Consider the following 24,590-nt stretch of genomic DNA (forward strand, 5'->3'; position numbering starts at 1 on the left):
GGCCCTGTTGCGCCGCGTTCAGGACCTCTTCGGGCGTATGCTCCCCGGCGAAGCATTTCTGTATCGCCTCGTTCGCGACGTGAATGGTCCGTCGCAGGGCAGCCTTGTCTTTGACAATCCGCGCATAGTGCTCGACGTTTAGTGCGCGCGGCATTCCGTCTGTCAGGGAAGCTATGTAGACAGCTCCGCCGGCCTTGTCCAGGGCGTCCATCCTTTCGAGCTCGTTCTTGACCGTAATCATCTCGATCGGCCGACCCTGAACGGCCAGGACGCTCATTGCCTCAAAGATGCGACGGTGAGCCTCGGGGTAGAACTCCTCGGGTGTGAGTAGCGCCCGGGCCGTATAGATCGCCTTGTCGTCAAGAAGCGCGACGCCCAGGACCGCCTTCTCGGCTTCGAGGCTGCAAGGCATTGCCGGACGAAACGACCTCATCCACTTCACGCCAGTCGTCGCTGTAAACGAACATCAACGGCAGAGTGTCAACGTTCGTCGACATCGTGCCAAAGACCACGATCGACGACATTGGCAAAATGTCACCGATAGGCGATTTTTCTCCTCGGAGAAAAATGAACGTTGCCGAGTCGGCATTCATCAATCAATTGGGGCCGGCGCGTCTGGAAACAGATTTTTAAGAAACTCTTCGCAGGGCAAACAGAGTACGTCATTGATCATTATGCGTTCTCTACCCCCGTACAGCAGGCAAGCTTTCGCTTGTGGATAGTCTTCCCGAAAAGCCCGCAATGATCGGACATCCTTGCTGGAAACCACCCTTGATCGCTTGACCTCGATAGCGAGGAATGTATCTTCACCATAAACGATAAAATCAACCTCGAGGCCGGCCCTGGTGCGCCAAAAATACAGCGTTTTTTCCCCTTTGCTGTATGCAATCCATGCTCTCAGGTGTTGGGCCACAAGGCCTTCTAAACAAGCGCCGCCGATCTCTTCCGGAGAATCCAGGGGGCCTTTTGGACGAAGGGATCGAAACACACCCGCATCCATGTAATAAAATTTTGGGTGTTCAACCAGTTTTCGCTGCGCTCGCTTCGTGAAGACCTGTAAGCGGAAACCAAGCAGCAAGTCTTCCAGTACCTCTATGAAACCTTCCACGGTCTTCCGGTTGATTTGGCACTCTCGGGCTACCTGGGATGTGTTTAGCAGTGATGCGTGCGAGAAACTCATTGCCTCTAAAAATCGAGCAAAGTTTCCGATGTTGCGGACCAAGCCCTCGGCTTGCACTTCCTCACGCAAATAGAGCGAGGCGTACGTTTTCAACCTCTCCGTCGGCTCGGCTGAGTTCAAGACCAGCGGAAGCATTCCGTATTCGAGACTTCGTGCGAATTGGAACTTGGGGCCGAGTTCTGCTGCCATGAAGGGATGCAGGGCTTTCAGGATTGCCCGACCGGCAAGAAGATCCGTCCCGCCTCGCTTGAGTTTGCGAGCGCTGGAGCCAGTGAGTATGAATTGCACTTGCCGGCCGATGGCTAACTCCATTAACCGGTGAACTTCATCAAGGAGACTCGGAACCTTCTGAATCTCATCCAATATGACCGTTTTGGTCTGACTGCTGCCCGAGAGCACATCTCCGAGCCGTTCCGGTCCGGCGAGATATTTCCGGAAAACCTCCTGATCAAGCAAATCAAGATAGATGGCATCGGGGTAACTCTGCCTGAGCCAAGTCGATTTTCCGGTGCCTCTAGGTCCGAACAAGAAGTAGCTATCCTTGGGAGCGGTGAAAAGTCGGCTTATCAGTTCCATAAATCCCGCCTTTTTGGAGTTAGCGATGCCATTATAGCCATTTCAGGGATATTGTCCAGTGACCTTTGGGACGCAACTTGGGTAATCTCCGGGGACTGCTTTTCGTCAAGGACGCATCAATCCGGGAGGTGAATTCGCAAACGCGTAAGGTGAAGTTTCTCGGCCGGCCTATATCTGTGCAAGGCTGGTGTCAGTTGGAGTCGCCGGCAAGGCGTGATTTCGGGCGAAGCAGAGCGCGTAGCAACCGGCATCGCGGCGGCAGCACTGTACCGGACCCGATGTTCAGGACAGGGGGTGAGGGCGTGACTGGTTCGCTGACGACACCTGTCGCGGTCATCCGGAATTCCATTCACAACGAGACTCTGGCTTGGATCAGGCCGCCTCCCGGTAGTAGTACCGGAGCATGCCACCCAGTCGCTCGCGACACACCACGTCGCCGGTCGTTCGGGCCGCTTCTTCCCCCGGTTCTATCAGCCGGTTGCCGAGCCCTTGGTGGTTGCGCTCGGCGTGAAAATGTCTCAGGAACTCAGCTGCGGCAGCCTGCAGGGATTTCTCTCCGAAGAAGATCATGCGCCCCAGACACTCCTCCTTCACCGATCGGATGAAGCGTTCGAGATTCGAATTCAAATTCGGAGAACGCGCCGGTAACCGCACGGCATCCACGCCGGCTTGCTTAAGCGTAGCTCGGAACGCTTGAGAGAACTTCGCGTCGCGATCCATCAAGAGGTACTTCTTCCCGCGCAAGAATCCCTCTTGGCAATCCGAAGCACCAGGTCGACGATCTCCGGGGTAGCCGGGGGACGTCCAGTGGCTTTCCGGCGATTGCTGTAGTCCCAGTGACGGGCAATAAGTTCACGATGCCACCGGAGGATCGTGTCCGGAGTCACGATGGTGGCCAACTGCTCGAGCATCTTGCGCCCGAGGATTTTGCCTTTGACAGCCAGGCGTCTCCGCTGGTTGTCGGTGAGCAGGATTCTCTTCTTCCCGAGCTTCTCTCTGAGAACCCGATTTTCCGTCAGGAGATACTCGATGGCGTCCTGCTGCCGGCGATTGATCCAGCCCGCAAGGATCAGGAGCAACAACTGCCACGGCTGCAACAGTGCCTTCATGTTCCTCCGGATGCGCGGTGAGAATCTGGAGCATCCGGGAAATCGACCCTTCCTGTCAAGCGTCCCAAACAGTTGCGCAGGCGGGGCACACAATAATCGTCCTTTCAGCCACTTACAGTTCGGCTGACTTTCTTTACCCTACGCCCGTTATGGATTCCCGGACAGTTCCTGCCCCGCTCCGGGTTGAAGCCGGCGGTGCTTCAGCAGGTAAAACAGCACGGGGGTGACCAGGAGTGAGAGTATCATCGAGATGCTCACGCCGCCGATGACCGCGATCGCCAGGGGCTGCAGCACCTCTGCTCCCGAACCAATCCCCAGAGCCAGGGGAAGCATGCCGAAAATGGTGGCCAGCGCTGTCATTAATATCGGGCGCAAGCGTCGCCTCCCGGCCTGAAAGATCGCTTCCCTGAGCGGGTACCCCTGCGCCGCAAAATGCTTCTCCGAATCGAGCATCAGGATGCCGTTCTTCTGTACGATGCCGACAACCATGATCGCCCCCATGAAGGAGGAGATGTTCAAGGCCGTGTGCGTCAGGAAAAGGGCCAGCAAGGCGCCGGAGCCGCACAGAATCGTCGCCGCGAGAATGGCGATCGGATGCGAGAACGAGCGGAACTCGAAGACCAAGACGACAAAAATGAGCAGGATGGCGGTCAACAGGACCTGGGTCAGCCCAAGAAAGGATTCCTGTTGGATCTTGTACAGTCCTCCGAACTCGATCTCGGCGCCGGGAGGTAACGAGATCTCCTTATACAGACGCTGCTGGATCTCCTTCATGGCGGAGCCCAGGTCCCTGTTTTCCAGGCGCGCCGTAACCACGGCATCATTGCGCAGGTTATCCCGATGGACTTCCGTTTGCAGTTGGTCCATCTCGACGGAGGCAACGCTCGAAAGCGGAACGGTTACTCCCGTGGGGGAGGTGATCAGAAGCGATTTCAACTTATCGATCGAGGATCGGTACTCCTCGGGATAGCGAACGCGAATGCCGACGAGGCGATTGCCGCCCTTGATCATGTCTGAGGCCACTGCTCCATCAAGGATTGCCGCCTCCAGGTCCGCGATGTTTTGCACGCTGAAGCCGGCGAGCTGAGCCTTCTGCAGGTCCACTCTGAAATTTGCCGCAGGTCCAATCACGAAGGTCTGGTTGACCACATCCACCACTCCGGGAACCTTGGGGAGCCATTCCTCGATGCGGTGCGCGACCTCCTTATACACCGCCTCATCGTCATGGTAGACCTTGATTTCAATGGGTTGCGGGGACCAGGCGAGATCCCCCACCAGATCTTCCAGAATGTGCGGGAACTCGACTTCGATGGCCTGTTCGGAACTCGTGATCTTATCCCTGAGCTCGCCAATGACCTCCTCCACGGATCGCTTGCGGTCACGCCTGAGCTTGACCAGAAAGTCGCCGGTGTTAGGTTCCGCGATGGCCAGCGCCAGCCGTGCGCCCGTGCGCCTGGAGTAGCTCTCCACCTCAGGAGTGTCTTTCAGGATATCCTGGATATGCCGCAGCACCCGGTCGGTCTCCTGGAGCGACGTGCCCGCCGGCATCACGTAGTCGAGCACGAACGCGCCCTCGTCCATCTCAGGCAGAAACCCGCTGCCCAGCTGGTAGTAGAGAATAACGGAGCCGATGATAATGCCAAGCGCGGCGACCAGGACGGTTCTGCTGTGCGAAAGGGCCCAGCTCAGCGCCGCTTCGTAGCGGGCCGTCAGCCAGCGCAAAATGCGCCCTTCTCCCGCCTGCTCGGCCTCTTTGAAATCCGCGGCCGCAACTCTCTTCACGTTCTTAAGGAAAATGCCCGCAAGCACCGGCGTGAAAAAGATGGCCAGCAACAGTGAGGCCAGAAGCGCGGTCGCCATCGTGAACGCCAGGGCGCGGAAAAACACAGCCGTAATGCCGCCCAGGAACACCAGGGGAATAAACACCATAATGGGTGTAAGAGTAGATCCAATCAAGGCTGGGGTGAGTTCGTGGATCGCGCTCTTGGACGCTTCGCGCGGAGTCTGCCCGAGCGAGAGGTGCACGATAATGTTTTCCACCATTACGATGGCGTCATCAATGACGATGCCGATACAGGCCGCCAGCCCCCCGAGCGTCATCAGATTGAAGCTCATGTTGAAGAGCTTCATGAGCACAATCGCCATCAGAATCGCGATCGGGATGACCAGTGCGGCAACCGCCGTCGTGCGCCAGCTCTTCAAGAAGCCGACCAGGACGGCGATCGAGAGCAAGAGCCCGATGATGATGCTGTCGCGCACGCTGTCGATCGAGTCGCGCACGAGAACCGACTGATCGTAGAAAATCGACATCTGGACGTCGCGCGCCAGGGTCTTGCGGATTTCCACCAGTTCGCGATTGACGGCATCCGCAATCGACACGGCGTTGCCGTCCGGCTGCTGCAGTACATTCACGAGCACGGCCGGGCTGCCGTTGGCCGTGACGATGTTATAAACCGGCTGCTCGCCCGGCACCACACGGGCAATGTTCTTGATCAGAACCGGCGTGCCCTTGATGACGTCGATGACGGTATCTTCAATCTGCTCCTTTTTTCGCATCAATCCGGTCACCGTGGTCAGGTAGAGATGGTAATTTTCCTGGACCATCCCGGAGGAAGCGATCAGGTTGGTGTTTCGTATGGCATCGACTACCTTGGTGACGGGGAGGCCGTAACTATTCAATTTGCCGGGATCGACGAGAACGTGATATTCCGTCGGCCGCCCTCCGACGATGCGGGTTTCGGCAACGCCCGGCAGGCGATAGAGGCGAGGGGCTATGTCATAGTAGGCGAGATCCCACAGTTCCGCCGTGCTTCGAGTGGGCGAGGTGATGCTGAACCCGACCATGGGAAAGACAGAAAAGGTCAGGCGATTGATGTAGAAGTGAGTGTTTGAAGGAAGGGTGGGCAGGATTTGTGTGATTCGCCCTTGCACGAGGTGGAGCGCATCGTGGATGTCCACATCCCAGCGGAAGAACACGCTGATCTCGCTCGAACCGCGCGCCGTGACCGACCGCACGTCCGTGATGCCCGGAACGAGACGTATGGCTTGCTCGATCGGACGCGTCACGGTGAGCATCTGCACGTCGACCGGAGCAATGCCATTGTCGATGAGGATGACGATCCGGGGGAAATCCGTCTGCGGGAAAATCGAAATCGGAATCTGGAACATGAACACGATACCGGCAAGGGCAAAGCTGATGACGACGAGGACCAGAGCTCTGCCGTGGCCTTCAATAAAATCTCCGAGACTGGAAGTCACTACTTCTTCTCCTCTGCCAGACGAACTTCCGTTCCGTCCGGAAGCCCATAGCCGCCTTCTACAATGACGAGTTCGCCGGGATTGATCCCTTTGGTGATCTGGACCATGTTGTTGGCGATCTCGCCGGTTTCGACCTCTCTCTTGCGCGCTGCATGCTTGTCATCAATAACCATCACGAACCCGCTCCGAGTCCCTTCCTGAAACTGGACCGCGGGCAACGGGACCATAATGCTTTTGGGTGCCGTGCCGGTAATAATGGTCGCGTTGCCGAATGCGCCGGCCCGCAGTGCAGAACCGGAACGCGAAATCTCGCACCAGACCTCGATCGTGCGCCGGGCGGGATCCACCGCGCGATTGACCACCGACAATTTGCCCTCGAATGTGGATGTTGGGGAATCCGCGGGCGTAAACGAGCACGCCTGCCCGATGCGCACGGCCCCGGACTGCCCTTCCGGAATCTGGGCACGAGCTATGGCAACGGACAGATCCATCACGGCAAAAATGGGCGCATCCGGTTTGGCCATATCTCCCGCATACATGAATTGTTCGACGATCGTGCCGTCGAACGGGCACTGGATTTTCGCGAATTGAAGCTGCGCGTCGAGCAAGCTCAGCCTGGCCTTGGCCTGATCGAACCGGCTCTGGGCAATGCGAATATCCTGGTCGCGCGACTGGTTCAAGAGCAGATCGAGAGATTTCTTAGCGACTTCGTATGAAGTCTTCGCATGTGACAACTCGGTTTCGCTGGTCAGCAGATCCCGGTTGGGAATGGCGCCCTGTGCGAACAGTTCGCGGCGCCGGTCGTACATTTTCTGCGCCTGGTTCAGCGACGCCTCGGCATTGGCCACCTCCCCGCGGGCTCGCTCCACGTCGGCGGGCAGAGTCCCTGCGGTTGTTTTCTGCAGGCTGGCCTCGGCATCGATGACTGCGGCGGCGGCCTCACTCCTTTGGGCGGCCAGATCCCGGTCTTCCTGTTCGGCAAGCACCTGTCCCGCCCGGACGTTGTCCCCCTTACGAACATGCAGTTGCCGGATCGGGGCGGTCAGGCGCGCGGCGATATTTGCCTCCTGGCGCGGGTATATGGTGGCGGATGCACCCACTGAGATCAGCACGTCCGCGACCTCGGCTCGCACCGCCTTTACATTGACGACCGGCGTTGGGGATGATTCTTCTTTCGCAGAGCAGCCTGCCATAAGCAGGCATATTCCAAAGATAAGTGGCGTTTTCATTTGCCTGTGGCGACCTCCAGATCAACTTTGGCGTTCCAAAAGCTGGCCAGCGCCGTGTAATAATTGATGCGCGCCAGGGCCAGTTGATTTTGCGCGGCGACGACCTCGAGCGCCGCTCCTTCCCCACCTTCGTAACGCACGCGACTCATGCGCAGGTTTTCTTCCGACAGCTTCACCTGCTTCTCTGTCAAGGCGACTTGCTGGGCCAGTGATTTCAAGCGCGAGATAGCATCCTGGTATTCCTTCGAAAAGGACCGGGTGGCCATCTCGCGGTTGACTTGAACCTGTTGTGCCTTGAGCTGAAACTGCCGTGCCAGATTCTGCGTCTTGAACCAGTCAAAGACGGGGATGTTCAGGCTGACAAATGCCGCATAACCACGATCACTGATGTGCAGGTGCAGCGAGTCGATCCCGTACTGAAAAACAATGCTGGCCTGCGGGAGCAAGTCGGCCCGAATCCGCCTGGCGTCCGCCAGAAATCCCTGCCGTTGCGCATCCAACAAGCTGAATTCAGGCCGCCGCAGGTATAGAGCTCCCGTGGAAGGAGCAGCGCCGAGTATCGATTCGAGGGATGGAAGCGGTTGAGATAGAGGATCCTCAAGGGAAAGGCTGTCGCCCGTCGCATCGGTCCAGAAAGAGGCGAGATCGTGATTGGCAACTTCCGCGTCCAGTTGCGACGCATTGAGATTTTGCTCCAGGAAAGCGATATCGGATGCGGCCTTCAAAACGTCGGCCTGGGCGGCTTCCCCTTTCTCGAAAAGAAGCCGGGTCCGGTCCGCGAAGGCCTGCGCCTCGACGAGAGTGTCTTTGGCCGACTGAACCAGGTGACGCGCGAGCAGGACTCGGTAAAAACTGGCGGACACGGCGCGCTTGAGGTCGCGCTGGCTCAGGTTGAGACTGGCCGCCGCAGCGTCACGGTCCGCCCGGGCCCGGGCCAGTTCCGCTCTGAGCCGGCCGGCGACATCCAGGTCCTGAACCGCCGTCAGTTGCGTGTTGTATTCGCGGATCCCATTCAATGCGACGAATGAGAACTCTCCAGGATTGCCCAGTTGCGGGCTGTTATAGGTAAAGGCGTTATTCACCTGGACCTGGGGGAGAAATCCCGCTTTTGCGCGGTCTACACCATAACGCGCGATCTCCGCTTCCTGGCGGGCAATGCTGATCGAGGACTGGGCGCCCTGTGCCAGGCGGATGCAGTCTTCCAGTGAGAGGGGCTTGGCCGCAGTTTGCGGGAAAGCCTGGGCAGCCGAGACGATCAATAGGATGGTGGTGTGGAATAGGGGACGCACAAATCAGCCCTCCCGAGTTTTAATATTCATTCATGGGTACTCCGTGCATAGGAACCAATCTGCACAAGCTTCAAGCGTGCCATGTTTGTTCCACAATCCCTGGAAGGCAATCCCTTTCCACCAGGTCGACTGCCATAACTGCGGGCACAAGCCGCAGCGACGGCACACAACTGGCCTTTTGCGACATCCTCAAGAGATTTTCTAGCGACGGCGCGCAATCCCCTTTATAGGCTTTATGCACACGCTAGGCCACTGACATTTTCCTGAATTATTTTTCAGAATAGAGCGGCCTCAACCATACGTTGAACTCCTGGCCGTAGCAGCCATCGCGTTTGCCATCTCGCTCACGGTGGGCATAACTGGCTTCCGACCTGATAGCGGTTCATGCCGCTTTGCCCAGGATGGAGCTGAGCAAGCCGACCAGCGCCCCGCCCAGCACGAGCCATGCTGAATTGAAGCGAAAACGGAGGAGCAGAATCAGACTTGCTGCCAGGAGAGCTAGTGTCACCAGATCAACCAACGCCGCCCGGCCAAGCTGATAAGTCACCACCGCCATCAACGACAAAGAAGCTGCGTTAACGCCATCCAGAAACGCACCTGCCGTCGCGGATTTCCTGATTCGAGGCACGATAGGGCCACTCATGGCTACGAATAGGAACGCAGGGAGAAAGATTCCGATGGTGGCAACGGCTGCTCCTGAAGGGCCGCCGAGCACGTAGCCGATGAAGGTGGCGGTGGTAAAGACCGGTCCAGGCGTGACCTGCCCAACGGCGATGGCGTCCAGCAGTTGCCCTTCGTTCAACCAATGCCAGCGCGTGACCAGATCAGCGCGCAGGAAGGCCAGGAGCACGTAACCGCTACCGAAGAGCACGGAACCGACTTTTAAAAAGAATAGCAAGAGCGGCCATAAACCGAATGGAGCAGCCGTCGCCCCAGCCGTGGCGGTTGCCTGCATGAGGACGGCGAGCGGCGCGCCCTGAACGAAGGAGAGAAGGCTTTTGCCCTGCTTTCTGTTTTTGACCAGCCAGTTCCCAAGGCCAACTATCAGCCCTCCTCCGAAGAGGATGGCCAGTTCGTTGACCCCGAGAAAGCTGAGAACAACTCCTGCAGCTCCGACGATTGCCAATGACCTTGTCCGGAGTGCGGCCCGTCCAAGTCCCCATAGAGCTTGCAGGACGACGGCAATGATCACGGGTTTCACCCCGTATAGAATGGCGCCCACCTGCGGGAGCGAGCCGAAGCGGACGTAAGCCCAGGCGAACCCTGTGACGATGAGCACTGCCGGCAGGATGAAGCAGCTTCCTGCAACCAAGAGGCCCGGCCACCCTGCTCGCCGATGTCCGACATGGATCGCCATTTCGGTCGAGTTCGGACCCGGGATCAGGTTAGTTGCACCAAGCAAATCGAGGAACTCCTCTCGCGACAACCACCGGCGGCGCCGGACAACCTCATCCTCCATCATCGCGATGTGAGCAGCCGGCCCGCCAAAGGCAATCGTCCCAAGTTTCAGGAATAAGAACGCCAGCTCAAGAAGGGGTGCGCGTTTCTGACGCGCAGGCGGTTCCTTCCCGATCGTTGGAGGAGAAGCCATTTTCATTCCGGCCCCATCACCAATAGGATGGATTCCCGACGCTTGTTTGTATTCATGTCCATACTCTTCATCCTCTCTCTGGCGGTCAGACATCCCTGGGCCAATAATGACCTCTTATGGGCAGCTTCCTCCGCAGGATGATGAGGGTGAGCCGGAAGCGGCCACCGCCCAGCGTCCGAGTCCGGCGTTATCGTCAGACGTTTCCCCCTCCGGTACTTCGTATAAGCCTCCGCGAGAGCCGCACCATGTCCAGCGACCATCGCCCGCCACCCACAATCAGTAAGAACAGCAGGCTCATGAACATGGAGTAGTCCGTTCGTGCGGGATCTTCCATTGCAAAGAAGCCGCTCTTCAGAAGGATGGGCACCTTGGTAGTGGCGATAGCCACGCTGATGTCGATGAGCAATAGTATGGCTCCGAGCCTCGTAAGCAGGCCCATCAGGAGCATCAGCCCGCAAACAATCTCAACTCCGCCCACAAACGGACCGGTAATGTCCGGCAGGGGGATGCCTATCTTGGCAAAACGCCCGGCGCCCCACTGAGCGGCAAGAAGGAACTTCTTGACCCCTTCGATGAAGAACACGCCGCCGGCAAGGAACCGGATGACGATCACGGCCGGTGAATCATGGCTTTGGACGAGTCGCTGGATCAAAAGCGTAGGCATGTCGCATCTCTCCTTTCAGACACAATTCAGCCAAATATGGTTGGCCAAGTTCCGGCCCAGAGGTCCAGAGTCCGGAACCTACGTTCCCTCGTCAGAAAATGTCTGTTTTTCTCCCCGTCGTTTCTTTCATGTTATGGACTTCCTCTGTGCCGTCGGCGCGTGGAATGGCCGCTCAATCATGACGTTCTTTCGCTTGCCGCTCCCTGGGTGCATGCGTCTCGCTGGCGCTCCCGAAGGGCTTGCTGAGCAAGAAAGCGATTGCCTCCTTCATCTGGAAGTGTGGCCCGGTTTTCGTTATTCGATCCGGATGGTGGCAGAAGCAGGCGGAAGATGCATCCGCCTCTTGCTGGGCAATCGAGCTCAAGGCGTCCGCCGTGTGCCTCGGCACCCCACTTCGCGATGGCCAGACCAAGGCCTGCTCCGCCTGTTTGGCGCGAGCGTCCCTTATCCACGCGATAAAATCGATTGAACACTTTGTCCCGGTGTTCTGCAGGAATCCCCGGCCCGCTGTCCTCCACTTCGACCGCGACCGTTTGATTGTCTCTTTGAAAGACACGGATCGAAACAGTGGCAGCGTTAGGAGAGTGCTTGATGGCGTTATCGAGCAGGTTGATCAAGACCTGACGCAGAATCGCGCGGTCCACTCGAACCTCCGCGCTGTTATCACCTGCAAGCGAGAGTTTCTGGTCCTTTTCCTCGGCAAGCACTTCGAGAAGAGAGACCGCCTCGCGCACAAGGGGTAGAATGGGAATGCTCGTCCGTTCGGGCTTGATTTGGCCAGCGTCGCCACGAGCGACCATTAAGAGGCTGTCTACTAGATGACTCAGCCGCCCGGTTTCCTCGAGCATGCTGCCGATAACCTCCCGATAATGCTCAATGCCGCCCTGCTTTTGAAGCCCGACCTCACCGACACTGCGGATGGCTGTGAGAGGAGTGCGGAGTTCGTGCGAGACGTCCGAGGTGAACCGACGCAGTTGCTCGAACGAGCTCTCCAGCCTTGAGAGAGTTTCATTGAATGAGCGGGCCAGGAGACCGAGCTCGTCTACAGGATTTTCAACGTCCAGGCGCGCGCTCAGCCGCTCCCCGTTGATTTCGTGTGCCCGGCGCGCCATGCGCGCGATCGGACTCAGAGCGTGCTTGGCCAAAAAATAGCCGCCCACCCCGACCAGCGCAAGCGCAAGCGGCAATCCGGCGATCAGGCTAAAGGTAGACCGCCGGAAGCCCTGCCACATGACCTCCTCACTAAATCCGACCCTGATTAATGTGGGACGGCCCTCGATCATGTGTCGTTTGCTGACCACGCGCACGCGCGTTCCATCGGACAAGCGGATCGAGCGCGGCGAATAGGAGCCGACGCCTTCCTCCGGGTCAGGAATCCCGGCCAAAGCGCGATTTTCCAGAGATTCACTGCGATACAGAAGGATTCCATTCTCGGCTCGCACTTCCATAAACCGCTCCAGCATGGTTGCCGGATAGGGATGATCGTGGTGGTCGTTCCGTAGGATGAGTTTCCCCTTCGAGTCGAAGCTCAGGAAGCCTTCGACGGTTTCCAGGTCTTCGATGGCAAGGTCGTCCAGCTGCCTGCGCAACTGGAAGAGCGACAGCGCTGAGCTGCTGATCCCGTAGATCAACAGTACCCCGGCAAGAACGGTCACGTACCAGAGGGTGAGGCGCGTACGCACGTTCCGGGGCCGAAATCGCTTCATGGCTTTTCCGCTCTCAATACAAATCCGACGCCGCGAACCGTATGCACAAGCTTGGTCGAAAATCCTTCGTCGATCTTGCGACGCAGCCGGACCATGTGCACATCAATGACGTTATCCAGCGGAGTGGGTCGCATGACTTCTTTCCAGACATCCCGTGCGAGCATCTCACGAGAAACGACCTCTCCTTGATGCTGAAGAAGGAATTCAAGGAGCTCGAATTCCCTGGCCGTGAGCTCGACGGTTTGGGTTCCGCGTGTCACTGTTCGGCTCATCAGATCTACCTGCAAATCCTGGATTTTCAGCACGACTGGACGCTCTGGTTTCCCCCGACGCAGCAGCGCACGAATGCGCGCCAAGAGCTCTGGGAAGGCAAAGGGCTTTACGAGGTAGTCGTCGGCGCCGACATCAAGCCCGAGCACGCGATCTTCGACGGCATCTTTAGCGGTCAGCACTAGAACGGGAATCTGTATATCTTGCCGCCGCATCGTGGAGAGCACTTCGATCCCGCTCCTTGCAGGGAGCATAATGTCCAGCACCACGAGATCGAACCGCTCGGAACTGACCCGAAAGAATCCTTCTTCGCCGGTAGGAGCGACTGCGACGGAATATGATTCGGCTTCGAGGCCTTCCCTCAGAGCCTTTGCGACCTTTGGCTCGTCTTCCACCACAAGGATTCGCAAGCGTCATCTCCTTCCTATAAACATACAAAGCATACGCCCTCGCCAACAATGACGGCTACTGACGACATCCTGAATTCTTCCTGAACGGTTGTTCAGAAAAGCCGGCCTGTGGGGATTCCTTCCAGGCGCGGCCATGAACAACCAGGGATCAAAACTGGGTCCGCGAAGACAGTTCGGGAGCAGTCGCTCCCAGGCGGGCCCCACCACCGACGTGGCAAATTTAACACTCAACTGCGGATTGTTTTGATGGATCTCACGGCAATGAATGCCGCTCCGTATGGACGCAAGCGGGCAGAGGATCCCTCGATGCAACCCATCAGCCTGGATAGAATCTCGGACGGCGGATAATACACTGCGCCGCGGACATCTTCAGCTCGTAGTCCGACGCCTGCCAGGAGCTCACGGAGTTCCCTGGCGGTCCAAAAATGAGCTCTCTTCCAAGTGCCGGCGCCCAGCCAGCCCCGGAATCTTCTCGCAAGGCCCCAGAGACTCCAGCAACCAAGTTCTCCAACGATTACAGCTCCGCCCGGGCGAAGTACCCGGTTCATCTCCTTGAGAGCCACAACTGGTTCTGTAATCCAGCACAGTGCTGTGACCGCGAGGACCAGGTCAAACGAGGCGTCGCGAAAGGGCAAAGATTGGGCCGCACCCTGGCACCACCTGACGCAAGCACCCGATGAGATTGCCCTCGTCCGCGCTGCCTCCAACATGGGAAGCGACCGATCCAGGCCAAAGACTTTGCCCCCTCTTCGCTATACCTCGACGGCATAGACTCCGTCTCCGCATCCGATGTCCAGGACCCTCAGTCCGCTGGGATCGCCGACGAGTGAAAAGATGGCTCTTTGTTCCATCTGCTCGGTTAGAGTGCCGAGGGCAGATTCTCTCCATCGAGCGTAGGTCTCCGGGGTGATGTTCATAGCGCTCCGGGGCGACTCAGCCGGGATCGGCATCAGAACACGAGGACCTTGTCGGCTGCTACGGTCCAGCAGGTAAGTTCGTCCATCGAGCTGCGGTGGGCTCCCTCGGCAAGCATCTCCGGCTTGATGCCACGAGCATCCATGCAGGAGCCGCATACGCCAACCTGCGCTCCCTTGGCCGCCAGATGCTTCAGCATCCGTTCTATGTTGTAGTAGCCGTTGGGTGTCGTTTGCCCGGTAACTGCGCAGGAAGCAGCGTCTCCGATCAAGAAAACGGATACGCCGGTTCCCTCTGATTTGGCGAGGGAGGTCGCCAACCGGAGACCGTTGTAGCTGCGTTCCGAGCCGTAGGGTGGGTCGTTCAGGATAATCAAATATTGCATGAGTGTATCCTTCGAAACTCTGGTTTTTCAGACCGTGATGGGAATGGCGTATAGCCTGCCGCCCATCTTCAACATGGCTCCGTATGTCGCCCGCCTCCACCCAGGCGGTGAGAGCCACCATCGCTCAAATAACACTTTTCCGATATGCCAGGCCTTGCCGATTTGCCGCAGGTTGACCTGAGGCGATGGCTCTGCAAAGAAGTTTCCGTAAGCGAATCCTGCCAGGTCCTCACCCGTTTCCAGCATGCAGTACCCATTGCCGCAGAAAGTCTCATCCGGCTTCCGGCCTTCGATTTCAGCGGAAATTCGCGCTGCTACTACCTCAGCCTGCACGTGGGCGAACACGCCGGCTTTCGGCAGCATCAGGGGGACATCCGGCTTCCAGCGTCCAGGGATGGGAATCGCGGTCACATCTCCGATCGCAAACACGCCGGGATGTTCGGTTGCGAGCGTCTGGGGATTGACCGGCACCCAACCCGCGGCATTGGTTAGACCCGCCTCCCGCACCAGGCGCGGCGCACGATGCGGTGGAATAGCTACGAGCAGGTCGTATCTCTCGCTGTTGCCTTGTTGGAATCGCATGACCCGCTCCGCCGGGTCGACGGCCGCCAGGGTGTGGAGAGGCTGGAAGCGGATCTGCTTGCTTTCGAGCATCTCCACAACTGCCGCGCCCAGTTGTGGCCCAGCCACGGGCATGGGTTGTGGTTCGGGGGTGAAAAGTTGAATGTCAATACCGGTCCGGCGCCCATTTCGGTGGAAATAGTCGGCGATCAGCATCGCCCCTTCGTGCGGCGCGCCTGGGCACTTGTATGGCATGGCGGCTACCACGACCGCGATGCTGCCGCGAGCAAAGCCCGCTAAGGCCTTGTAGAGGCGCGAGGCGCCCTCAAACGTGTAGAATGTCTGTGAAGCCTCCGGCAAACCTGGAACTGCATCCGGCGCCAGTTCCGCGCCGACGGCCAAGATGAGGTAATCGAAGGGGATTTCGCCGGCACTCGTGAACACTTTCCTCGTGGTCAGGTCCAGCGCTTCCGCGTTGCCATGAATGCACTCGACCCCTCGACGCAGCAGATTTGCCACGGGGCGGCGGACCTGATGGGGTTTTCGATCGCCGGTCATCAACCACAGAAACGAAGGCGCGAACGCGTGCTCGAGGTCGCGTTCCACGAGCACCACGCGGTGATCCGCAGTCAGGCGCCCCCTCAACCGATTGGCGGCGATCATCCCGCCGACGCCACCACCGAGGATCACTACCATCTTTGACGGCATGCTGGTTCTCTCCTCTATTCCGTGCGGCGTAGCCTGCGCACAGCATCCCCGATCGCGATTACGGCGTCACGCACTTCCTCACGGGTCGTGTGTCTTCCGGTAGAGAGCCGGAGGGTGCCACGAGCCCAATCTTCTGGGACTCCCATCGCGCAAAGAACATGGGAGGTCAGAACCTCGCCGGAATGGCAGGCGGCTCCCGCTGATGCGGCAACATGGGGCTCGATCGCGGTGAGAAGCTCATGGGCGTTGACGCCGCGGATGCTGAGACTTAGAGTATTGGGCAGGCGCCGCTCCGGCTGCCCGTTGACCCGAACGTCACCGATTGTCTCGCGGAGCCTCCGCTCCAGCTCATCCCGGGTTTCCGTCATACACGCCATGTTCTTTGCCAAGTCACGCCTGGCAACTTCGCAAGCCGCGCCGAGGCCGACAATCTCGAGGACGTTCTCAGTCCCCGGCCTGCGCCCATGTTCCTGCCCGGCCCCGTGCATCAGCGGGTGCAAGGTAATCCCATCACGGTTATAGAGGGCACCGACGCCCTTGGGCGCGTAAAGCTTGTGTCCGGCGATCGACAAGAGATCGATGCCGAGCTCGTGAACGTCGGTGGGGATCTTGCCGGCCGATTGTGCAGCATCGGTATGGACAATGATTCCGCGCCGCCGCGCGACCTCCGCCACAGCCCGGATCGGCTGGATGGTTCCGACTTCGTTGTTCGCATGCATGAGCGTAATGAGGATAGTATCCGGACGAACCGCCGCCTCCACCTCTTCGACACGCACCAGCCCATTTTCATCTACGGGGAGCCACGAAACTTCGAAACCCTCCGTCTCTAATTTGCGGCACACCTCTGTCACTGCCGGATGCTCAATCAGCGTGGTAATGATGTGGCGTCCCCGCTGCGCACCAGCCAGGGCAGCTCCGCGAATAGCGTAATTGTTGGATTCCGTCCCTCCGCTGGTAAACACAATTTCGTCCGGTTTCGAGTTGAGGATCTCGGCAATTTGGGAACGGGCTTGACCAACAGCAGCGCGTGTGACTGCGCCATATCGGTGCGCGCTGGACGGATTTCCGAAGTGACCTTCAAGGAACGGTCTCATGGCCGCCACAACCTCAGGTGCATGCGGTGTCGTAGCGTTGTAGTCCAGGTAAATCGGCCATTTGTCCCAAATGCCCATATGCCTACCGTTCCTCGCCTGCGGCGACAGGCAGGCCCTCCGCCCGCCAGTCGGGGACGCTCTCCTCAAGGCGGAAAGCGCTGAATCCGCGCGACCGAAGGAGTTCTACTGCCTGCACTGCCAGGACACAATAAGGGCCTCGGCAGTAGGCGACAACTTCGCGATCCCGCGGCAGGTCCGAAAGACGGCGCTCGAGATCCTTGAGAGGAATCGAAAGCGCCCCTGGTATGTGACCAGCCTTGTATTCCTCCCCTGGACGAACATCCAGAACTGTGACGTCGCCGCTCCTCACGCGAGCCAGGAGTGCCTTCCGATCGATAGGTTCCATGCCTTCTCGGCCCTGCAGGAAGTTGCGCGTGATTTCGCGAACCTCTGTCAAGCGCGTTTCGGCCAGTACGCGCAGCGAGCGGAAGAATTCACAGACCGTCTCGTCAGCCAGGCGGTAGGTCACGAAAAGCCCTGATTTTTCGGCTTCTATCAAGCGAGCTGCGCGGAGCACTTTTAGGTGCTGTGATGTGTTGGCTACACCAAGGCTGGCTTCCTTTGCCAGGACATCCACGGTCCGAGGAGCCTGGCACAGAAGGTCCAAAAGCTCCAACCGGCTTGAGTTTGAGATGGCTTTGCCAATGCGGGAGAATTGTTCGTAAATTGCGGTTTTGTACTGACGATTTGGGCTCGGCATGTGGTTATGGCTCTTTGTTAGATCCTGTTCTCATTCGTTCATTATTGAGCAAGGCAATGAATGCGACTCAAGGCTAGTGTCATTGTTCCTTTTGGACAGGAAATCCCCTATTAACCCAGCTCTGTCTGAAGTTGGTCGGAAGATACAGAACCTTTACTTTCTTGAACCCCATGTCTTGCAGCACCTGGAATGCCGGACGGACATTCGGACACACATTCCATGGGCAGCAGCCGCAATAAATGACAATTTCCGTATCTTTCCACAGATTCATCACCTCTTTTTGCAGATTTTTCGGTCCGTCAGGCTCGGATAGTGGCCCTATTAGTTTCGCGCCAGGTACATGCTCTCTCTTAAAGAGCACGGCGGGGCCAAAATTAAGAATCAGCGGCTTGCTGTTGCCTGGATCGGAAACGATCCTTGCCAGCCGCTCCGCTTCTAACAGCCGGTTAGCCGTCCACGGATCGACAGACTCCGGTGCTCGCTGCAGGCTGTTGACGAATGCCTGCCCGGAGTATTCAGAAGCAGAGCTTTTCCGCTCACTCCCCGTGAGCCACACAACAAACACCGTCAAGGCGAAAATAGTGGCCCAAGCGATGCCGTATTTGGTAAACCCCCTGAAAGTGTACATTGGAAATCGAATCTCCTGATCTCTTGTGACTGTGGGACTCGGGCTCGCCAGTACCCGCCAGATCGATCTGAAAGTTCGCTTCTCTGCCACCAGATATTTTAGTATTTCAGCATATACTTAAATATTTGTCAATGACGAAGAATACTTTTTGATGGAGACTCCAAGACCAATAAGATCCCGGAAGAGTAAGGCCGAAAGGGGCTTGGTGAAAATCCCCTACTTTACCTGCCCGGCGGAATGATTGTGGGTGATTCCCACCCCAGGTGCTGCTAACCTTCTCCTACCCCCAAAAAGTGAATTATCTCTCTGTGGGCCGTGACAGAGGAACCGCAGGCGCGATGGCCTGCGGGTTTTGCTGCGGTGGTTTAATGCGGATCATTGGTGGGAATTATTGCAATCGGACAGTTTGTTTCGGGGACCTCCTTTCGATCATGACTGCAAATGCCTGTTCAGCGGGCGTCCGAGCACTCGATTCTGCTGCCCCGCGCATCCTTAGCTCACGTGGGCGACTTCCAGGCGCTTATGGCCCCATTGGAGAACGAGCGCGGAGTGGTGTCCGGGAATGATTTCGCGGGATTCGCCGAATTCGCCGCAGTAGATACCACTCACTACGTCGGCTGCGTCCTCGCCCAGGTGCTTCTGGATGATCTCAATCGTCCGGCCAATGCCGGTTCCGAGATCCGGGTTCGTGTGGGTCAAATCGAATAGCTCGCGGTTGATCTGGCGTCTCGTTCTTGCATCCATTTTGATCACCGTTCCCATGTCTTATGTCCGTCCGCAGTAGGGGCAAAAATCCTCTCTGGTCGACGCCTCTTCTGCATTGTTGGCGAATGTTCCGTCGCTCAGTTTGTAGGGACCGTAGATCAGGCCGGCCCGCCGGTCCTCACGGAACCCGCCGATGCATTCCGGGTGCCAAAGCACCTGTCTGCCCTGAACTTGATAACGTCGCAACGCATTCATGAAAGGTCTCCCGCAATGCTGTTGTAGAGCAAACCGAGAAGCGCCTTGAGGGCGGCCGGCTCGCCTTTGATCACCAGAGGAGCACTGTCGCCCTGCCTCCTGGAGTAGAAGCAAATGTCGGCGTACTTCCCGTCCTCGGTGGCGAAGGCCACGGCGCGCGCCACCTTGAAGTAGCCGTTGCGGCGCTTGGCCTCAACCTCAGTAACTGGGTCAATTGCGCGAATCACTCGCCTTCCCTCCTGTCGCCTACACACTGCGGGTGCAGATACAGAATCCAATCGTTACTGACTTCTTAGTTGAGGGCAAAGACGACAGTTGAGCCGCAAAATGGCGCGAGCTTTTCACGTCGTAGAACGAACGAAATGACCGTCGAAATCCGGCGGCGAATCTGTTCGTTTTGGGCTGATTCGAGAAGCCTCCAACCTTGAATTTGTCAGAAATTTGTCAGAAAGGTCGAAAACGGCGGTTTTTGGCCCAATCTTCGGGTTGCCGAATCCGACTGCAAAACCGTGATTATGTTATGGTTGGAGGAAAGCAGGTTTGGTAGCGACGGGTGGAATCGAACCACCGACCTTGGGGTTATGAATCCCTAAAGTGCCTTACCTCATCAACATACCGTATAAAAAAAGCCAATAAAAACGCGGATTCCTTGAAGTTGCTTTAGGACCGTTTGTGCTGCTGTCTGCAACAGGACAGCCCCACAACAGCCCCACTGGCTGCTCCCGGACAACTTGTGCCAGGGGCAGTACAGGTGGATCCGCGAGTGCATCGTGACCGCTGATTTCACAGCGGTCGGCTTCGCTCGCGCCCATTTTAACTCAAGGAGACGCTATGGCACACATCTCTACTCTCACGAATGCAAAGGGCGGCTGCGGCAAGACCACAGTCGCCCTCAACCTCGCTGTCTGCTTCGCCAGAGCAGGCAACCGGACACTTGCCATCGACCTGGATCAGCAGGGGAATTTGAGCGCCGGGCTCGGGGTCGATCTCAACAAGCTCAACTTGACGGCGCATCGCTTGTTGATCAACGAGGTGCCGGAGATCCGCCGCTTCCTCGTCGAGATCCGTCCTCAGCTCCATCTTCTGCCGAATTCGATCGACATCGAAGCCGATGACCTGCTGGAAGCGAAGAAAGTCAATCGAGAGCTTTTGCTTCGTCGCCAGCTGAAGCCGGTCCTGCCAGATTTCGATGTCGTCGTCATCGATACCCCGCCGGCCATGCGGGCCGCTACCGTCAACGCGCTGGTCGTCGCCGATTCTGTGATCATCCCGATCGATTCTTCATCGTTTGCCCTGCTCGGCATGAACCAGCTCCTAAAGACCATTGCCGCGATCAGCGAGACCCACAACCCTTCGCTGAAAATCAATGTTCTGACCACGATGTTCAACAAACGGCAGAACCTGGACAAGATAATTCGCCAGCAGGTCGAGGAATTCTTCGGTCCCAGCCTGGTCCTGGAATCGGTCATCCATCGTTACGTCGGTGTTGCCGAAGCCACCGCCATGAGGAGAGGAGTCGTGGAGAGTTCCGGGACGAGTTCCGCAACTTTCGACTTCATGAAACTGTTCAACGAACTCAAACGGGAAATGAGCCATGAACAAAAGAGACCGGCAGCAGTTGAAAGCATCATCGCTAGAGATCTCATCCAGGGGCAGGGCGAGCATACCGCTAGAAGAGAACTGCTCAAGCAATATGCCCCGCTCGAGGGCGTTATTACCATGCCGACGGGCGGCACGTCACGGCGACCGAGACCAGCTCCACCTGTGGAAAAAACCCTGGCACACAATGCCACGGTGGCACCAAAAGGCGACTCACCATGGCACTCTGCCACGGAGGCACCGCCCGCCACCATGGCATCAGATGCCACCGTGGCATGGCTTGCCATGGTCAAAGGGGAGTTGCGTGTCCCGAATACGATCAATTTCAGCCTGTTTCCTACCCTCGATCCGTTCGCAAAAGCCGTCTATTATCAACTGTACCTACTCTCCAACGGCTTCCGGCGCGACACCTGTGTTGTGGGCCTGGCAAAGTTGGCAAAATCAGTCCTCATGTCGCAGAGAAAGGTTCAGGACACAATACTTTACCTGGAGAGGAGAGGATTGATCCGTCGACTGCGTGCGAACCTCGGCCGACCCTCAAAAGGGAACGTCTACCAGGTGCCGATCCCTGCCGCAGAGACGGCTCCCGGCTCCACGGTGGCAAATGACACCACCGTGGCAGAAGGTGCCACCATGGTGCGTCGTGCCGCCGTAGCACCCGGAGCCTGCGCGGCGCCACATGCCACAAATAAAGATGATGATTATTATAAAAAACAATCATCATCAAATGGCGGTAAAACCTCGGTCGGTGCTGCCACCCGAGTGGAAAACCACAGCGGCGCGGCTGCGCCGCGAGAAATGCACGAGATTTCGAGCCACGATTTTGCGGCTGTCCGGGCTGCCTACGAAAAGGTGACGGGAAACCGATGGAGCCAGTCCGATTCCGAAACCTATGCGGAACACGGTCTCGACCATGTTCCCGTCGAGAAAATAATTGCAGCTCTGGAAGCCGTCAGCCAGCGATCCCCTATCAAAATCAACAGTCTCAAATATTTCGTCAAAGAAATCACTACGTTCCCCGATCCGCGTACCCGAGCTCGGCAAAAGAAGCAGCTTGGAAACATCGTGCGAAGAATCCGGGAGAATTCCGTGGGACGAGCGGACTACTCGGAGACCGATTTCCGCGAGGACGTAAAATGCGCATGTGCCCACGAGGGAGTTCGCTTCGACAACGATATCTATGACGAATTGGTCGGTGGCCATTCACCTGCCGAAGTTTGCGCCCGTCTGTGACCGCCAGGCGCAAACGCACATGGCAAGATCTCAATAGAGGACCGAGACTGGTGCATAGTTCGTCTGCCGGTAAAGCCGCGCTTGCCGACACCCATTTCAGGAGGTTATTTTCATGGAACGCTGTTGCATACTGACGCCTGCGGCTACTAATTGTAGCAATAAAACCGGGGAACGCTTATCGGTGATCAAGCTGAGAAAGAGGAGTTGTTCGATTGCAGCCGGCGGCCTCGTGACTGCCATTTCCGATTGCCTTTCAGCGGAGTCATTCGTTAGGATGCCGAGAAAGAAAGTGAAGAGCCCCAACATGCAGAAGCAACGATGTCTACTTGCGACCATAACCGGTGAGCCGTTCCAGCCGGTGCGGCTTTATTATTCGATCCCGGATCGTTTGTTCGTGGTCAAGAAGCTCCGGGCGATGAAGTGCATGCTCGAAGTTCCTCCGGAGCGATGCTGGCAGTGGTTGTTTCAGAGTGAGGCAGCGGCACTCCGATTCCCGGGCGAATATGACGCCGTACCGAAGGAAGAACGCCCCATCGTCCTCGGCCGCATTCGCTTTCCGCAAAAAGACGGCATGACCCTGCAGACGAATTCCATCCCGCGGGCGATCGAGGGAGCGCGGTTCTTTGGAACGCGTCTCGGGCCCGAGGTCGTCGCCATGCGGTGCCGCGTGGTCAACCGGTGTTTCGCTGCCGACGAAGGCAGGCTTGATGAACTGATGGAGACCCCTCGACCGCGACGTTACTGTGATTGAGCCACGCGAGGCTGAGGAAGCTATGAGGCGGGAATTCGCGGGCGTCCGGATGCCGCAGGATGCTGAGCGAGCCGCCGAGGAATTCGTGGAGCGGAAGCTAAAGAGTAAGGAGGACGTCCCCTTGGTTGAAGATTTTCCTCTTGTCCCCGAAGAAGACACGCCCGAGTTCCGCGAACTCGCGACCACCTTGCAACTGCGCGGGGTGCGAGCGCTCGAGCACTGGCAGGGCAACACGCACCTGACGCTGGCCGCAATCATCGTGCGGACCATTAAGGGAAACATGCGCCGCTCCCGCCACACTCAAACGTAGCCGCCGGCTTCAGCTAACTCATCCAGGTGGAAACGATGCAAGAGCTGATTCCATCCGAATATCGAGGTTGGTGGCGGATCGTCGAGACTTCCCAGTGGGTGAGCGACAGACTTGATTTCCTCGGCCCTGCCCTGATTTCGCTGACGGGCACGGGCGACCGCCTGCGGATGCATGCGCTCCTTGCCTATGTCAACTGCAAGCCGACCAAGTCCGGCGTGTCATTTACTTGGCAAGGAGCGTGGGAGTTCGACCAGATGTCTGGTTCCGGCCGGGTGACTCTGGGAAGGGACGGCCGGCTCAGAGGTGTCATCAAGATCAAGGGTGGAGACTCGAGCAATTTCATAGCAGAACGGTCGGTCGAGCCGAACGTGCCGATTCCGGATCCCCCGAGCTACCGAGACAAGTGGCGAAAGCGTTGGTAAGTCAGGGAGGTTGGATAGCCTTCCCACCCGAATTCCGTTCCGCGCCAGCACCCAGTTTGGGGAATTGACGAAATTCTCTGGAGCCGAGTCATCCCGATCTCAGTGAATCGTTTCGGGCCCGCCATTCTCCTCTTCGTCCTCGAAAAAGGGTTCGAGCGGCTTTGCTTCAGGCGGCGGAGGCGAGTAGCGGATCCAATTCCCGAGTTCGGCGACGCTGCTGATCCACTCTTCCAATGCCATCTTGAACCGTCGCGCGAGACGAGCGAGTTCCTTACTGTTACCCCTTTCGGCATCCCGACGGTCAGGGTCATCCCAGACGCGCGGCACTTGAGCCAGCTGAAACGCCGAGACACTAAGGCCAGTGAGAGAGAGCTCGCCTTCAGGTTTGCATTGAACCTCGAGCTTAGCGTCTTCCCGGCATCCCGTCACGGCAACGATTTGCCCTTCGCGCTCCTGGATATCGGTCAGCAGCTTGTCGAGTTTATCGCCAACGGTAGCGGACCAGGAACCGAGAAGCTGTGGGTCCGGTATCCGAGCTGTTGAACCATACGGAAGAGACGCGTGGAGCTTGAGATCGACTCGTACCCAGCGCCGCTGAGTCTTCGGATTGCGTACTCTCCTCCCAAGCATCTCTGTGAGAACGTCTTCCTCGCAAGTGTGTCCGCGAGCGGCGTTGACTGAACTCCAGCGGAAGGCGATCTCGGCTGAGACGCCAAAGGGTTCCGTGCTCTTACGCTCACCTCGCCAAGTGTAGACTTGCCAGTTCCGGTCCATGCTCTCAATGTCGACAGTCTCGCTTGGGCTTTCGACCCCGATAAGCAGCCCGACGGCGCGAAGAGCATCTTGCAGTTGATCGCGAAACTCATCGTAGCGCATGTGATTCCCCTTTGGAGTCCATGAGTTCCACCCTCGTGGCGGGCATCCATGCCGGTTAGTAGCAGAACCGCGTCATAGGGTCGGAGCCCACTCGCATCTGATCGGA

24 protein-coding genes and 1 pseudogene are annotated in these 24,590 nt (G+C 57.8%); 4 read left to right on the forward strand and 21 right to left on the reverse strand.

Features of this window, described 5'->3' with window-relative positions:
- The 20 genes and pseudogenes from LAP85_23275 to LAP85_23370 all read right to left on the reverse strand — a co-directional run.
- Window positions 1–433: replicative DNA helicase (locus LAP85_23275; protein MBZ5499331.1), on the reverse strand; the 433-nt coding region annotated here is incomplete at its 3' end.
- 159 nt (window positions 434–592) lie between these two features.
- Window positions 593–1,756, reverse strand: coding sequence for an AAA family ATPase (locus LAP85_23280; protein ID MBZ5499332.1), 1,164 nt, complete (start codon window positions 1,754–1,756; stop codon window positions 593–595).
- A 372-nt stretch (window positions 1,757–2,128) separates the two neighbouring features.
- Window positions 2,129–2,853: pseudogene (locus LAP85_23285) on the reverse strand (transposase).
- Between the two features lie 159 nt (window positions 2,854–3,012).
- Window positions 3,013–6,123, reverse strand: coding sequence for an efflux RND transporter permease subunit (locus LAP85_23290; GenBank protein ID MBZ5499333.1), 3,111 nt, complete (start codon window positions 6,121–6,123; stop codon window positions 3,013–3,015).
- Window positions 6,123–7,352, reverse strand: a complete 1,230-nt coding sequence (locus tag LAP85_23295; protein ID MBZ5499334.1) for an efflux RND transporter periplasmic adaptor subunit — start codon at window positions 7,350–7,352, stop codon at window positions 6,123–6,125. The genes LAP85_23290 and LAP85_23295 overlap by 1 nt, the downstream gene beginning before the upstream one ends.
- Complete coding sequence (locus LAP85_23300; GenBank protein ID MBZ5499335.1) at window positions 7,349–8,641, reverse strand: TolC family protein; 1,293 nt, start codon at window positions 8,639–8,641, stop codon at window positions 7,349–7,351. Before LAP85_23300 ends, LAP85_23295 begins: the two co-directional genes overlap by 4 nt.
- A gap of 382 nt (window positions 8,642–9,023) precedes the next feature.
- Window positions 9,024–10,232, reverse strand: coding sequence for a chromate efflux transporter (gene chrA / locus LAP85_23305; GenBank protein MBZ5499336.1), 1,209 nt, complete (start codon window positions 10,230–10,232; stop codon window positions 9,024–9,026).
- Between the two features lie 193 nt (window positions 10,233–10,425).
- Window positions 10,426–10,896 carry a DoxX family protein gene (locus LAP85_23310; protein ID MBZ5499337.1) on the reverse strand — a complete coding sequence of 157 codons (471 nt, stop codon included), beginning with the start codon at window positions 10,894–10,896 and terminating at the stop codon, window positions 10,426–10,428.
- Window positions 10,897–11,072: 176 nt separating this feature from the next.
- Window positions 11,073–12,602, reverse strand: coding sequence for a HAMP domain-containing protein (locus LAP85_23315; GenBank protein ID MBZ5499338.1), 1,530 nt, complete (start codon window positions 12,600–12,602; stop codon window positions 11,073–11,075).
- A complete protein-coding gene (locus tag LAP85_23320; protein ID MBZ5499339.1) occupies window positions 12,599–13,282 on the reverse strand; it encodes a response regulator transcription factor in 684 nt (227 codons plus the stop codon). Before LAP85_23320 ends, LAP85_23315 begins: the two co-directional genes overlap by 4 nt.
- Window positions 13,283–13,509: 227 nt before the next feature.
- Complete coding sequence (locus LAP85_23325) at window positions 13,510–13,992, reverse strand: methyltransferase domain-containing protein (protein MBZ5499340.1); 483 nt, start codon at window positions 13,990–13,992, stop codon at window positions 13,510–13,512.
- Between the two features lie 42 nt (window positions 13,993–14,034).
- Entirely contained in the window at window positions 14,035–14,199 is a 165-nt protein-coding gene (locus LAP85_23330) for a class I SAM-dependent methyltransferase (protein ID MBZ5499341.1), read from the reverse strand.
- A gap of 32 nt (window positions 14,200–14,231) precedes the next feature.
- A complete protein-coding gene (locus LAP85_23335) occupies window positions 14,232–14,582 on the reverse strand; it encodes a DsrE family protein (protein ID MBZ5499342.1) in 351 nt (116 codons plus the stop codon).
- A 27-nt stretch (window positions 14,583–14,609) separates the two neighbouring features.
- Window positions 14,610–15,851, reverse strand: coding sequence for an NAD(P)/FAD-dependent oxidoreductase (locus LAP85_23340; GenBank protein ID MBZ5499343.1), 1,242 nt, complete (start codon window positions 15,849–15,851; stop codon window positions 14,610–14,612).
- Window positions 15,852–15,865: 14 nt separating this feature from the next.
- Window positions 15,866–17,023, reverse strand: a complete 1,158-nt coding sequence (locus LAP85_23345) for a cysteine desulfurase (protein MBZ5499344.1) — start codon at window positions 17,021–17,023, stop codon at window positions 15,866–15,868.
- 4 nt (window positions 17,024–17,027) lie between these two features.
- Window positions 17,028–17,705 (reverse strand): metalloregulator ArsR/SmtB family transcription factor, encoded by a 678-nt coding sequence (locus tag LAP85_23350; GenBank protein MBZ5499345.1) that lies wholly within the window; start codon window positions 17,703–17,705, stop codon window positions 17,028–17,030.
- Window positions 17,706–17,784: 79 nt separating this feature from the next.
- Window positions 17,785–18,333 carry a rhodanese-like domain-containing protein gene (locus tag LAP85_23355; GenBank protein ID MBZ5499346.1) on the reverse strand — a complete coding sequence of 183 codons (549 nt, stop codon included), beginning with the start codon at window positions 18,331–18,333 and terminating at the stop codon, window positions 17,785–17,787.
- Between the two features lie 492 nt (window positions 18,334–18,825).
- The gene (locus LAP85_23360; GenBank protein MBZ5499347.1) at window positions 18,826–19,077 is read right to left on the reverse strand and encodes a hypothetical protein; all 252 of its coding nucleotides are present in this window, start codon (window positions 19,075–19,077) and stop codon (window positions 18,826–18,828) included.
- A gap of 21 nt (window positions 19,078–19,098) precedes the next feature.
- Entirely contained in the window at window positions 19,099–19,293 is a 195-nt protein-coding gene (locus LAP85_23365; protein ID MBZ5499348.1) for a hypothetical protein, read from the reverse strand.
- Entirely contained in the window at window positions 19,290–19,520 is a 231-nt protein-coding gene (locus tag LAP85_23370) for a hypothetical protein (protein MBZ5499349.1), read from the reverse strand. Before LAP85_23370 ends, LAP85_23365 begins: the two co-directional genes overlap by 4 nt.
- A gap of 604 nt (window positions 19,521–20,124) precedes the next feature.
- Between LAP85_23370 and LAP85_23375 the strand changes: the two genes are divergently transcribed.
- The 4 genes from LAP85_23375 to LAP85_23390 all read left to right on the forward strand — a co-directional run bounded on the left by LAP85_23375 (window position 20,125) and on the right by LAP85_23390 (window position 23,608).
- On the forward strand, window positions 20,125–22,125 hold the full coding sequence (locus LAP85_23375; protein ID MBZ5499350.1) for an AAA family ATPase: 2,001 nt from the start codon (window positions 20,125–20,127) through the stop codon (window positions 22,123–22,125).
- Between the two features lie 274 nt (window positions 22,126–22,399).
- Window positions 22,400–22,876: a hypothetical protein gene (locus tag LAP85_23380; protein ID MBZ5499351.1), complete on the forward strand. Its 477-nt coding sequence runs from the start codon at window positions 22,400–22,402 to the stop codon at window positions 22,874–22,876.
- 22 nt (window positions 22,877–22,898) lie between these two features.
- Window positions 22,899–23,186, forward strand: coding sequence for a hypothetical protein (locus LAP85_23385; protein MBZ5499352.1), 288 nt, complete (start codon window positions 22,899–22,901; stop codon window positions 23,184–23,186).
- A 35-nt stretch (window positions 23,187–23,221) separates the two neighbouring features.
- Entirely contained in the window at window positions 23,222–23,608 is a 387-nt protein-coding gene (locus LAP85_23390) for a hypothetical protein (protein MBZ5499353.1), read from the forward strand.
- 99 nt (window positions 23,609–23,707) lie between these two features.
- Here LAP85_23390 and LAP85_23395 read toward each other — a convergent pair whose 3' ends face one another.
- Complete coding sequence (locus LAP85_23395) at window positions 23,708–24,484, reverse strand: hypothetical protein (GenBank protein MBZ5499354.1); 777 nt, start codon at window positions 24,482–24,484, stop codon at window positions 23,708–23,710.
- Between the last annotated feature and the right edge of the window lie 106 nt (window positions 24,485–24,590).

The organism is Terriglobia bacterium, from assembly GCA_020072565.1.
In the GTDB taxonomy this organism is placed as follows: domain Bacteria; phylum Acidobacteriota; class UBA6911; order UBA6911; family UBA6911; genus JAFNAG01.